This window comes from Kitasatospora sp. NPDC001309, assembly GCF_042896295.1.
Lineage (GTDB): Bacteria > Actinomycetota > Actinomycetes > Streptomycetales > Streptomycetaceae > Kitasatospora.
In genome coordinates, this window is the sequence record NZ_JBIAXC010000061.1 from 39,970 (window position 1) to 52,185 (window position 12,216).

Consider the following 12,216-nt stretch of genomic DNA (forward strand, 5'->3'; position numbering starts at 1 on the left):
CAGCGCAACCGACAACGCGACCGGCAACGCAGAGGGCCTCCCCCGCACCCGCGAGGGAGGCCCTGCCCGTACGACGCCGCCGCCACGGCCGTGCCCCTACCGTGCCACTAGCGCGCCGCTACCGCTGCTCCCACGGCGGCCGCGGCGGCCTGGGCGGGTACCCCGGCACCTGCTCCGCCCCCGGCCCCGCCCCCGGCGGCTCCGGCGGCGGTGGGGAGGGCCGGTCGCTGTCCGGCGGCGGCGGGGCGGGCCGGTGGTGCGGCCCGGGCCGGGCGGTGAGCCGCGCGCGCACGTTGTCGGCGGCCAGCACGTCGGCCCACCGCTCGGGGTACTCGGCGGGCACGTCGACGTCGTCGCCGTCCTCCTCGCCCCACTCCTCCTCGACGCCCTCGGCCAGGCCGAGTTCGCGGGCGCGCCGGGCCCGTTCGACGGCCCGGCGGGCGGCGACCTCGCGGACCACCGCGGCGGCGGCCTCCTCGTGGGCGCGCTCGTTCTCGGCGCGGGCGTCGGCGGTCTCCAGGGTGGGCCAGCGGCGGTCTATGGCGGCGTTCATGGCGGCGCCGATGAGTACGGCGAGGGCCACCACGAAGATCCACAGCAGGACGGCCACCGGCGCGGCCAGCGAGCCGTACACCGAGGGGCCCTCGACCGAGCTGACCAGGTAGAGCCGCAGGCCGACGCTGCAGAAGACGAGCACCACCAGGGCGACCAGCGCGCCGGGGATGTCCTCGCGCCAGGGCGTGGAGACCGGCACGGCCAGGTGGTAGAGGGTGGTGAGGGAGACGATCAGCAGCAGGATGGCGACCGGCCAGTAGGCGGCGCCGACGAGTCCGGCGGCGCCGGGGACGGCGTTCTCGACCAGTCCGGGCCCGGCCATCAGCAGCGGCAGCACCAGTGAGCCGATCACCAGGGCGCCGAGGTAGAGGCCGAGCGACAGCAGCCGGGTCTTGACGATGCCGCGCTTGCCGTCCAGCCCGTACATGACGGTGATGGTGTCGATGAAGATGTAGAGGGCCCTGGAGCCGGACCACAGCGACAGCAGGAAGCCGATCGAGATCAGGTCGGGCCGGGCCTGGTCGAAGACCTGGCTGAGCAGCGGTTTGACGACCTCGTTGACGGAGGAGTCGGACAGGACCGTTCCGGAGGCCGAGACGATGTCGTGCTTGAGCCGCTCGATGGTGCCCGCGCCGAGGAACCCGTCGAGGTAGCCGAGGGTGGCGGCGAGGCCGAGCAGCAGCGGCGGGATGGACAGCAGGGTGAAGAAGGCCGCCTCGGCGGCGAGGCCGGTGACCCGGTACTCGACGCAGGTGTTGGTGGTGTCCTTGACCAAGTCCCACGCCGTGCGGCGCCACAGGCCCTGTTTGGCCGCGCGCCGGGAGCCCTTGCCCCGGCGCCGGGAGGGCCGTTCGGGGTTCGGTCTGCTCGTATCGCCTGCTGCTTGCACAGGGCTAACGGTATCGGGCCGGGTCGCTCCGGTTGATCTCCCCCGGGGTGCGGGCGCGTGCGCCCCGGCCGTGCGGGCTGCCGTCCGGACACGTGCGCACCGCCGCGTCGGCCGCCGCACCGGACCGCGGTCCGAGCGCCCGTCAGGAGGCCCGGCCGGGAGCGGCGGGAACGCCCGGGTGTCCCAGATGCCGAAACTCCGGAGTCCAGTATGCGGATGTTAGTGGACCGCGAGTCCCGCGCCGTGCGAATCTCTTGCCATGCCTAGCGCCGGAACCACCCTAGTAGGTCGACTCCACGTCGATCTCCTTCGCGTGTCCAGCGCCATCTGTCCGGTGACCTGAGCTCCCACCCCGCCGCACCACCGCACCCGGCGCCGTCCACCCCGCCATCCCCGCACGAGCGGATGCGCAGGCGCCCGCCCGGCCCGGTCAGCTGCTCTCCCGGCCCTGAGAAACCCGCAGGTCACAGCAGCGATCGCACGGCCGAGCACGCCCCGCGACCCACCCGGCGCCAGCGCCACCTGCCCAGAAGGACTTCACCATGGCCACCTCTCCCGAGACTGCCGAGCCCACGGCCGACCGCCCGGTCGCGCCCCGCCCCGCCGCGGCTCGCAAGGTGACCCGCCACCGCGGCGAGGGCCAGTGGGGCATGGGGCACTTCACCCCGCTGAACGCCAACGAGCAGTTCAAAAAGGACGACGACGGTCTCAATGTGCGGACACGTATTGAGACGATCTACGCGCACCGGGGCTTCGACTCGATCGACCCCGCCGACCTGCGCGGCCGGATGCGCTGGTGGGGGCTCTACACCCAGCGCAAGGAGGGCATCGACGGCGGCAAGACCGCGATCCTGGACCCGCACGAGCTGGACGCCGAGTACTTCATGCTCCGGGTGCGCATCGACGGCGGCCGGCTGACCGTCGCCCAGCTGCGCGCGGTCGCCGAGGTCTCCGAGCAGTACGCCCGGGGCACCGCCGACCTGACCGACCGGCAGAACATCCAGTACCACTGGATCCGGATCGAGGACGTCCCGGCGATCTGGCAGAAGCTGGAGGCCGTCGGCCTGTCCACCACCGAGGCCTGCGGCGACACCCCGCGCGTCATCCTCGGCTCGCCGGTGGCCGGCATCGCCGAGGACGAGATCATCGACGGCACCCCGGCCATCGAGGAGATCCAGCGCCGCTTCATCGGCAACAAGGACTTCTCCAACCTGCCGCGCAAGTTCAAGAGCGCGGTCTCCGGCTCCCCGCAGCTGGACGTCGCCCACGAGATCAACGACGTCGCCTTCGTCGGCGTGGTCCACCCCGAGCACGGGCCCGGCTTCGACCTGTGGGTCGGCGGCGGCCTGTCCACCAACCCCAAGCTCGGCGTGCGCCTGGGCGCCTGGGTCCCGCTGGACGAGGTCGCCGACGTCTACGGCGGTGTCATCGGCATCTTCCGCGACTACGGCTACCGGCGCCTGCGCAACCGCGCCCGGCTCAAGTTCCTGGTCGCCGACTGGGGCGTGGAGAAGTTCCGTCAGGTCCTGGAGGACGAGTACCTGAAGTACCGCCTCGTCGACGGGCCCGCGCCCGCCGAGCCCGCCGCCCGCTGGCGCGACCACGTCGGCGTCCACAAGCAGCAGGACGGCCGCTACTACATCGGCTTCGCCCCGCGCGTCGGCCGGGTCGACGGCAAGCTGCTCGGCCGGATCGCCGACCTCGCCGCCGCCCACGGCAGCGACCGGCTGCGCACCACCGCCGAGCAGAAGATGCTGGTCCTCGACATCGCCGAGGAGCACGTCGACTCGGTGGTGGCCGGCCTGGAGGAGCTCGACCTGCGGGTCACCCCCTCGCCGTTCCGCCGCGGCACCATGGCCTGCACCGGCATCGAGTACTGCAAGCTCGCCATCGTCGAGACCAAGGAGCGCGGGCGCACCCTGATCGACGAACTGGAGCAGCGCCTGCCGGAGTTCGCCGAGCCGCTGACCATCAACATCAACGGCTGCCCGAACGCCTGCGCCCGGATCCAGGTCGCCGACATCGGCCTCAAGGGCCAGCTGGTCACCGACGAGCACGGAGAGCAGGTCGAGGGCTACCAGGTCCACCTGGGCGGCGCGCTCGGCCTGGAGGCCGGCTTCGGCCGCAAGGTCCGCGGCCTCAAGGTCACCAGCGCCGGCCTGCCCGACTACGTCGAGCGCGTGCTGACTCGCTACCAGGCCGACCGCGCCGAGGGCGAGCGCTTCGCCCAGTGGACGGCCCGCGCCACCGAGGAGCAGCTGTCGTGAGCGAGCGCAGCGAGCGAACCGGTAGGCAGGGCGTTGTTCGCGAAGCGAACGCCGAGCGGAGCGAGGTGGGCGATGAGTGAGCGAGCCGCGCCGTTCTTCTGCCCGTACTGCGGGGACGAGGACCTGCGCCCGTCCGAGGCCGGCCACGGCGCCTGGGAGTGCCACGGCTGCCGCCGCGCCTTCCAGTTGAAGTTCCTCGGCCTGCTGTCACCGACCAACGGGGGTGCGTCGCATGACCGACCGGGCCACGACTGACCACGAGGAGCTCGCCGTCCGGGCCGGCCGCGAGCTGGAGGAGGCCACCCCGCAGGAGGTGCTGCGCTGGGCCGCCGACACCTTCGGCGAGCGGTTCTGCGTCACCTCCTCGATGGAGGACGCGGTGGTCGCCCACCTCGCGTCCTCGGTGTTCCCGGGGGTGGACGTGGTGTTCCTGGACACCGGCTACCACTTCCCGGAGACCATCGGGACCAGGGACGCGGTGGCCGCGACCATGCCCGTCAACGTCATCACGCTCACCCCGCTGAGGACGGTCGCCGAGCAGGACGCCGAGCACGGGCCGCGGCTGCACGACCGCGACCCGGACCTGTGCTGCGCGCTGCGCAAGGTCGAGCCGCTCAACCGCGGCCTGGCCGGCTACGACGCGTGGGCGACCGGGCTGCGCCGCGACGAGTCCCCGACCCGGGCGAACACGCCGGTGGTCTCCTGGGACCCGAAGCGCCGCAAGGTCAAGATCGCCCCGATCGCCCGCTGGACGCAGCAGGACGTGGACGCCTACGTCGCCGCGAACGGCGTGCTGCTCAACCCGCTGCTGTGGGAGGGCTACCCGTCCATCGGCTGCTCGCCGCTGTCCTGCACCCGCAAGCCGGGCGAGGGCGAGGACGCCCGGGCCGGCCGCTGGTCCGGCTCCGGCAAGACCGAGTGCGGCATCCACCTCTGAGGCCCCCGGCCTCCTGACCGTCCGTCAACCACCGCGTAAGGAACGAACCGTGACAGCTCACACCCCGGCCGCCGACGGAGCCGCAGAGGCGGCCCCCGCGGCCGCCCCCTGCGAGCGCGGCGCCACCGTGTGGCTGACCGGGCTGCCGAGCGCGGGCAAGACCACCCTGGCCTTCGCACTGGCCGGGCGGCTGCGCGCCGAGGGCCACAAGGTCGAGGTGCTGGACGGCGACGAGATCCGCGAGTTCCTCTCCAAGGGCCTCGGCTTCTCCCGCGAGGACCGGCACACCAACGTCACCCGGATCGGCTTCGTCGCCGAGAAGCTCGCCGCCAACGGCGTCAAGGTGCTCGCCCCGGTGATCGCCCCGTTCGCCGACTCCCGCACCGCGGTACGCGAGCGGCACGCCGCGGCCGGCACCGAGTTCCTGGAGATCCACGTCGCCACCCCGGTCGAGCTGTGCGCCGAGCGCGACGTCAAGGGCCTGTACGCCAAGCAGGCCGCCGGGGAGATCTCCGGCCTGACCGGCGTCGACGACCCGTACGAGGCCCCGGCCGCACCGGAGTTGCGCCTCCAGACGCAGGGCCGCGCGGTCGCCGAGTCCGCCGCCGAGCTGCACGCCTTCCTGACCGAGAGGGGTCTGGCATGACCACCGCGACCGACAGCCCGGTCCGCACCCAGGACGCCGGCCAGGATTCAGGGGGGCCCTTCGCGCTGTCCCACCTGGACGCGCTGGAGGCCGAGTCGGTGCACATCTTCCGCGAGGTCGCGGGGGAGTTCGAGCGCCCGGTGATCCTGTTCTCCGGCGGCAAGGACTCCATCCTGATGCTGCACCTGGCGCTCAAGGCCTTCGCACCGGCCGCCGTGCCCTTCTCCCTCCTGCACGTCGACACCGGCCACAACTTCCCCGAGGTCCTGGCCTACCGCGACCGGACCGTCGCCGAGCACAACCTGCGCCTGCACGTCGCCCACGTCCAGGACTTCATCGACGACGGCCGGCTGCGCGAGCGCCCCGACGGCACCCGCAACCCGCTGCAGACCGTGCCGCTGCTCGACGCCATCGAGACCAACCGCTTCGACGCGGTGTTCGGCGGCGGGCGCCGCGACGAGGAGAAGGCCCGCGCCAAGGAGCGCGTCTTCTCCCTGCGCGACGAGTTCGGCGCCTGGGACCCGCGCCGCCAGCGCCCCGAGCTGTGGTCGCTGTACAACGGCCGGCACGCCGTCGGCGAGCACGTGCGGGTCTTCCCGCTGTCCAACTGGACCGAGCTGGACGTCTGGCAGTACATCGAGCGCGAGGGCATCGAACTCCCCGAGATCTACTACGCCCACGAGCGGGACGTCTTCGCCCGCAGCGGCATGTGGCTGACCGCCGGCGAGTGGGGCGGCCCCAAGGACAGCGAGCCCGTCGAGCGGCGCCTGGTGCGCTACCGCACCGTCGGCGACATGTCCTGCACCGGCGCCGTCGACTCCGACGCCACCACCATCGAGGCCGTGATCGCCGAGATCGCCGCCAGCCGCCTCACCGAGCGCGGCGCCACCCGCGCCGACGACAAGCTGTCCGAGGCCGCGATGGAAGACCGCAAGCGCGAGGGGTACTTCTAATGAGCACCACCAGCACGACCGTCGGGACCAGCGCCACCTCCCTGCTGCGCTTCGCCACCGCCGGCTCCGTCGACGACGGCAAGTCCACCCTGGTCGGCCGCCTGCTGCACGACTCCAAGTCGGTGCTCGCCGACCAGCTGGAGGCCGTCGAGCACGCCTCCCGCAGCCGCGGCCAGGAGGCACCCGACCTCGCGCTGCTCACCGACGGCCTGCGGGCCGAACGCGAGCAGGGCATCACCATCGACGTCGCCTACCGCTACTTCGCCACCCCCCGGCGCCGGTTCATCCTCGCCGACACCCCCGGGCACGTGCAGTACACCCGCAACATGGTGACCGGCGCCTCCACCGCCGAGCTCGCCGTCGTCCTGGTCGACGCCCGCAACGGCGTCGTCGAGCAGACCCGCCGGCACGCCGCCGTCGCTGCCCTGCTGCGGGTGCCGCACGTGGTGCTGGCCGTCAACAAGATGGACCTGGTCGACTACGCCGAGCCGGTGTTCGCCGCGATCGCCGCCGAGTTCACCGCCTACGCCGCCTCGCTCGGGGTCAAGGACGTGCTGGCCGTCCCGATCTCCGCCCTCGCCGGGGACAACGTCGTCGAGCCGTCCGCGCAGATGGACTGGTACGGCGGCCCGACCCTGCTGGAGCACCTGGAGACCGTCCCGGTCGGCAGCGACCCCGGCGCGGAGCCCGCCCGCTTCCCCGTCCAGTACGTGATCCGCCCGCAGACCGAGGAGCACCCCGACTACCGCGGCTACGCGGGCCAGCTGGCCTCCGGCGTGCTGCGCGTCGGCGACCCCGTCACCGTGCTGCCCTCCGGCCACACCACCACCGTCGCCGCCATCGACGCCCTCGGCCGCCCCGCCGACCTCGCCTGGGCCCCGCAGTCGGTCACCGTCCGCCTCACCGACGACCTCGACGTCTCCCGCGGCGACCTCATCACCGCCGGGGCCTCCCCCGCCCCCACCAAGGACATCGAGGCCACCGTCAGCCACCTCAACGAGCGGCCGCTGCGCGCCGGGGACAAGGTGCTGCTCAAGCACACCACCCGCACCGTGCGCGCCCTCGTCAAGGAGATCACCTACCGCATCGACATCGACACCCTCGAACAGCGCTCCGGCACCGAGGGGTTGAACGTCAACGACATCGGCCACGTGAAGCTGCGCACCGCCGAGCCGCTGGCCCTCGACGACTACACCGACAACCGCCGCACCGGCTCGTTCCTGCTGATCGACCCGGCCGACGGCACCACCCTCACCGCCGGCATGGCGGGCGAGGCCTTCGCCACCGTACGCACCGACGGCGCGCCCGGCGCGCCCGAAGAGGAGGACTGGGTCTGATGCCCAGCGAGGCGTTCTCGGGCATGGACAAGGAAGGCGGCCGCATCGGCAGCGGCGTCCTCGGCAGCGGCCAGGGCGGCTTGACCCGATGTGCGGGCCGACGGGGCTGAGAACGCCCCGTCACCGGGCCGCTCCCCACGGCCGCCCGGCTTGCCCGGCACACCCCCTGCCGCAAGCGCCACCTTCCCACCGTCCGCCCGGGACCGCTTCCTGACGGTCCGTCCGCGAACAGGACCCACCATGGCACCGCACCAGGCACCCTCGTACCGCACCCCCTCCGATCGGCCCGCCCGCCCCAACGCCGGCCGGATCAGACGCACGGCCGCGGCCGCCGCCGCCGGCCTGACCGCCGTCGCCCTGCTGTCGGCCTGCAGCTACGGCTCCAAGGCCGACACCAAGGCCGACACCGCGGCCACCGTGGGGAGCTCGGCGTCCGGCCCCAAGCTCACCGCGGACACGGTGAAGATCGGCTACTTCGCCAACCTGACCCACGGCACCCCGCTGGTCGGACTCCAGGAAGGCATATTCCAGAAGGAGTTGGGCGCCACCCAGGTGAAGACCCAGGTCTTCAACGCGGGCCCGGCGGAGATCGAGGCGCTCAACGCCGGATCGATCGACATCGGCTGGATCGGCCCCTCCCCGGCGATCAACGGCTACACCAAGTCCGACGGCAAGTCCTTGAAGATCATCGGCGGTTCGGCCTCCGGCGGGGTCAAGCTGGTGGTCAACCCCGAGAAGATCGGCTCGCTGGACGACCTCAAGGGCAAGAAGATCGCCACCCCGCAGCTGGGCAACACCCAGGACGTGGCGCTGCTCAACTACCTGGCCGGCAAGGGCTACAAGGTCGACGCGGCGTCCGGCGCGGGCGACGTCTCGGTGGTGCGCACCGACAACAAGGTCACCCCCGACGCCTACCGGCAGGGCTCCATCGACGGCGCCTGGGTGCCCGAGCCCACCGCCTCCAAGCTGGTCACCCTCGGCGCGAAGGTCCTGCTCAACGAGAAGGACGTCTGGCCGGACAAGAAGTTCGTGATCACCAACATCATCGTCTCGCAGAAGTTCCTCAAGGAGCACCCGGACGTGGTGGAGGCCGTGCTGCGCGGCTCGGTGAACACCAACGCCTTCATCAAGGCCAACCCCGACAAGGCCAAGGCCGACGCCAACGAGGCGATCAAGAAGGAGGCCGGCAACGCGCTGGAGCCGGCCGTCCTCGACCCGGCCTGGTCCGACATCGACTTCCTGGACGACCCGCTGGCGAACACCCTCCAGGCCGAGGCCGACCACGCCGTCACCGCCGGGCTCCTCAAGAAGCCCAACCTGAACGGCATCTACGACCTCACCCTGCTGAACAAGGTCCTCGCGGCCAAGGGCCAGGCGCCCGTGGCGGACGCCGGACTCGGCGCCAAGTAGCCCGGCGCCCCGCAGCTCCGCGGTCCGGCCCCCGCCCGCCCGGTCGATCCCCGATCGATGCCCACCGGGCCGGGCGGGGCCGGACCCGGCCTCCCGCTCCGCAGCCCCGCCAGCCCCGCCAGACCGCCAGACCGCCAGACCACTCACGCAGGAGGTGCCCGGATGACCCCGGCACTGACCACCTCGGCGGACGCCCCCGGCGCCGACGCCACCGGCGGCACCCCCGCCGTCCGGATCTCGCACGTGCACAAGTCCTTCGGCCGCCCGGGCGCCGCCACCCACGTGCTGGACGACATCACCCTCGACGTCGCGCCCGGCGAGTTCGTCACCCTGCTCGGCGCCTCGGGCTGCGGCAAGTCCACCCTGCTCAACCTGGTCGCCGGCCTCGACGCGCCCACCCGCGGCAGCATCGAGGTGTCCGGCGGCCGCCCCGCCCTGATGTTCCAGGAACACGCCCTGTTCCCCTGGCTCACCGCCGGGAAGAACATCGAACTGGCCCTCAAGCTGGCCGGCGTCCCCCGCCCCGAGCGCCGCGCCGAGGCCGAGCGCCTGCTCGAACTCGTCCGCCTGAACGGCGCGTACGGCAAGCGGGTGCACGAGCTGTCCGGCGGCATGCGCCAGCGCGTCGCGATGGCCCGCGCCCTCGCCCAGGGCAGCAAGGTGCTGCTGATGGACGAGCCCTTCGCGGCCCTCGACGCCATCACCCGGGACGTCCTGCACGACGAGATCACCCGGATCTGGGCCGAGCGGCAGCTGTCCGTCCTGTTCGTCACCCACAACGTGCGCGAGGCCGTCCGGCTGGCCCAGCGCGTCGTGCTGCTCTCCTCCCGCCCCGGCCGGGTCGCCCGGGAGTGGCGGATCGACCTTCCGCAGCCGCGCCGCATCGAGTCCTCCGGCGTCGCCGACCTGTCCATCGAGATCACCGAAGAACTGCGTGGGGAGATCCGTCGCCATGGCCAGCACTGACACCGCTCCCGTCGTCCTGGACAAGAACCCCGTCTCCGACGGCGTCTCCGACAGCGCCGACGTCGGCGCCGGCCTGGACGCCCTCGACTCCGTCACCGCCCGGCGCAGCTCGCTCGGCGAGGTGCTGCGCGGCAAGGCCCTGCCGCCGCTGATCGGCGTGCTGGTGGTGCTGGCACTGTGGCAGGGCGCGTACAGCCTGCACCTCACCTCCTCGTACAAGCTGCCCAGCCCCACCGACGTGTGGCACTCCCTCCAGGACCTCTGGTACCAGGGCACGCTGTTCTCGATCATCTGGACCAGCGTCTGGCGCGGCCTGTCGGGCTTCCTGCTCGCCGTCGTCATCGGCACCCCGATCGGCCTGGTCGTCGCCCGGGTCAAGCCGGTGCGCACCGCGATCGGCCCGGTCCTCCAGGGCCTCCAGTCGCTGCCCTCGGTCGCCTGGGTGCCGGCCGCGGTCATCTGGCTCGGCATCAACGACCAGATGATGTACGCGGTGATCCTGCTCGGCGCCGTCCCGTCCATCGCCAACGGGCTGGTGGCCGGCATCGACCAGGTCCCGCCGCTGTTCCTGCGGGCCGGGCGCACCCTCGGCGCCACCGGCCTGACCGGCGCCCGCCACGTGCTCATCCCCGCCGCGCTGCCCGGCTACCTGGCCGGCCTCAAGCAGGGCTGGGCGTTCTCCTGGCGCTCCCTGATGGCCGCCGAGCTCGTCGCCTCCTCCCCCGACCTCGGCCGGGGCCTGGGCCGGTTCCTGGAGGACCAGCGCGAGTTCTCCGACATGTCCGGGGTGCTGCTCGGCATCATCCTGATCCTGTTCGTCGGCATCGCCATCGAACTGCTCGTCTTCACCCCGGTCGAACGCCGGGTGCTGCGCAACCGCGGCCTGCTGGCCTCCGGCAAGTGAGGCGGCCGCCGGTGCCCGCCCTCCTGCTCATCGCCCACGGCAGCCGCGACCCGCGGCACGCCGCGACCGTGGCCGCGCTGGTCCGGGAGGTGCGGGCCCAGCGGCCCGCCCTGGAGGTCGCCACCGCCTACCTGGACCACTGCGCGCCGCGGATCCCCCAGCTGGTCGGGCGGTCCGGCCGGTTCGGGCGGGCGGCGGACGCGGTGGCCGTCCCGCTGCTGCTCAACCGGGCCTTCCACGCCAAGCACGACATCCCCGCCGCGCTGCGCGCCACCGGCGCGGGCCTGCCGGTGGCGGACGTGCTGGGCCCCTCCCCGCTGCTGCTCGCCGCCCTGGACCGCCGGCTGGCCGGGGCCGGGCTCGACGTCGGCTCGGCGGCGGTCCGCGCCCGTACGGGTGTGGTGCTGGCCGCGGCCGGCTCCTCCGACCCGGCCGCCGACGCGGCCACCCGCCGGGTCGCCGCCGAGTGGCGCCGCACCCGCGGCTGGGCCGCCGTCGAGGTCGCGTACGCCTCGGCGGCGGGCCCGCGCGTGCCCGACGCCCTCGCCGCCCTGCGCGCGGCAGGCGCCGAGCGGACCGCCGTCGCCCCGTACCTGCTGGCCCCGGGCCTGCTGCCGGACCGCATCGCGGCGGCTGCGGCGGGCGCGGACCTGGTCGCCGACGTCCTCGGCGCCGCCCCGGAGCTGGCCGCTCTGCTGCTGGAACGCTACGACGAGGCCCGTCGGGCGGCGGCAACGGTTCCGGCGCTGAGCGCCTGAGCCGGAGTCCGGCTCAGCGTGCCTCCGTCTCCGCCCGGTGCACGTACGCGGCGATCTCGACGGCTTCCCAGTGCCGCGCCCGCTCGAAGTGCCGACCGGTCCGGGCCGCATGCTCCTGCTGGTGACGCGCGACGGCGGCGGTGATCACGCTCAGTGGCACGGTCCCGCCCGGGTCCACGACGGTGGCTTCGACCCATTCCCGGAGGAGGACGCCCGGCTCGGTCTCCCGCTCCTGCGCCCGTCGTCGCACCTCGTCCATCACCGGCTTGGGCAGCCGCAGCCAGGTGGTGATCATCGCCGGCTCCGGGGCCGGCGGCTCGGCGTCCATGAGCTGGCCCCCGGCCAGTTCGCGCGTCCCGCCGTACTCGGCGCTCGCTTCGAGCTCCGGCTCGTCGGCCATCCACCACTCCCATCGAGCCACCGGGCCTCTCCCGTCTCCTGGGCCGCAGCGTGCCAGCGGCCCGCACGCCGGGCCAGCCGCACCCACTCGGGCGGGTGACGGCTAGGGCCTGTCCGGCGGATCTTGCCAGGCGCGCGACGCCGGGCATCCCGCCTGGACGCACGCCCGAATCGCCCAAGTACGTCCAGTACGAG

The 12,216-nt window shown here is 73.3% G+C and carries 13 protein-coding genes; 11 read left to right on the plus strand and 2 right to left on the minus strand.

The annotated features are described in order from the left end of the window. Positions 1–118: 118 nt before the first annotated feature. Positions 119–1,444, minus strand: a complete 1,326-nt coding sequence (locus ACFY2K_RS38790) for a YihY/virulence factor BrkB family protein (protein ID WP_387717342.1) — start codon at positions 1,442–1,444, stop codon at positions 119–121. A gap of 259 nt (positions 1,445–1,703) precedes the next feature. Between ACFY2K_RS38790 and ACFY2K_RS38795 the strand changes: the two genes are divergently transcribed. From ACFY2K_RS38795 to ACFY2K_RS38845, 11 genes are all read left to right on the plus strand, one after another. Beyond that, the gene (locus ACFY2K_RS38795) at positions 1,704–1,787 is read left to right on the plus strand and encodes a putative leader peptide (protein WP_310593185.1); all 84 of its coding nucleotides are present in this window, start codon (positions 1,704–1,706) and stop codon (positions 1,785–1,787) included. Positions 1,788–1,986: 199 nt separating this feature from the next. Then, on the plus strand, positions 1,987–3,711 hold the full coding sequence (locus ACFY2K_RS38800) for a nitrite/sulfite reductase (protein ID WP_375890149.1): 1,725 nt from the start codon (positions 1,987–1,989) through the stop codon (positions 3,709–3,711). A 72-nt stretch (positions 3,712–3,783) separates the two neighbouring features. Further along, positions 3,784–3,966 carry a hypothetical protein gene (locus ACFY2K_RS38805; RefSeq protein ID WP_375890147.1) on the plus strand — a complete coding sequence of 61 codons (183 nt, stop codon included), beginning with the start codon at positions 3,784–3,786 and terminating at the stop codon, positions 3,964–3,966. After that, positions 3,944–4,648 carry a phosphoadenylyl-sulfate reductase gene (locus ACFY2K_RS38810; protein WP_375890145.1) on the plus strand — a complete coding sequence of 235 codons (705 nt, stop codon included), beginning with the start codon at positions 3,944–3,946 and terminating at the stop codon, positions 4,646–4,648. Before ACFY2K_RS38805 ends, ACFY2K_RS38810 begins: the two co-directional genes overlap by 23 nt. 49 nt (positions 4,649–4,697) lie before the next feature. Beyond that, positions 4,698–5,294, plus strand: coding sequence for an adenylyl-sulfate kinase (cysC, locus tag ACFY2K_RS38815; RefSeq protein ID WP_375890144.1), 597 nt, complete (start codon positions 4,698–4,700; stop codon positions 5,292–5,294). After that, the gene (gene cysD / locus ACFY2K_RS38820) at positions 5,291–6,247 is read left to right on the plus strand and encodes a sulfate adenylyltransferase subunit CysD (RefSeq protein ID WP_375890142.1); all 957 of its coding nucleotides are present in this window, start codon (positions 5,291–5,293) and stop codon (positions 6,245–6,247) included. The genes cysC and cysD overlap by 4 nt, the downstream gene beginning before the upstream one ends. Continuing rightward, complete coding sequence (locus ACFY2K_RS38825; RefSeq protein ID WP_387717345.1) at positions 6,247–7,584, plus strand: sulfate adenylyltransferase subunit 1; 1,338 nt, start codon at positions 6,247–6,249, stop codon at positions 7,582–7,584. The genes cysD and ACFY2K_RS38825 overlap by 1 nt, the downstream gene beginning before the upstream one ends. A gap of 240 nt (positions 7,585–7,824) precedes the next feature. Next, entirely contained in the window at positions 7,825–8,994 is a 1,170-nt protein-coding gene (locus ACFY2K_RS38830; protein WP_375890139.1) for an aliphatic sulfonate ABC transporter substrate-binding protein, read from the plus strand. A 162-nt stretch (positions 8,995–9,156) separates the two neighbouring features. Then, a complete protein-coding gene (locus ACFY2K_RS38835) occupies positions 9,157–9,960 on the plus strand; it encodes an ABC transporter ATP-binding protein (protein WP_375890137.1) in 804 nt (267 codons plus the stop codon). After that, positions 9,947–10,864, plus strand: coding sequence for an ABC transporter permease (locus ACFY2K_RS38840; protein WP_380590838.1), 918 nt, complete (start codon positions 9,947–9,949; stop codon positions 10,862–10,864). The genes ACFY2K_RS38835 and ACFY2K_RS38840 overlap by 14 nt, the downstream gene beginning before the upstream one ends. A gap of 11 nt (positions 10,865–10,875) precedes the next feature. Further along, on the plus strand, positions 10,876–11,622 hold the full coding sequence (locus ACFY2K_RS38845) for a sirohydrochlorin chelatase (RefSeq protein WP_380522782.1): 747 nt from the start codon (positions 10,876–10,878) through the stop codon (positions 11,620–11,622). 13 nt (positions 11,623–11,635) lie between these two features. Here ACFY2K_RS38845 and ACFY2K_RS38850 read toward each other — a convergent pair whose 3' ends face one another. Next, a complete protein-coding gene (locus ACFY2K_RS38850; protein ID WP_380522783.1) occupies positions 11,636–12,022 on the minus strand; it encodes a hypothetical protein in 387 nt (128 codons plus the stop codon). Between the last annotated feature and the right edge of the window lie 194 nt (positions 12,023–12,216).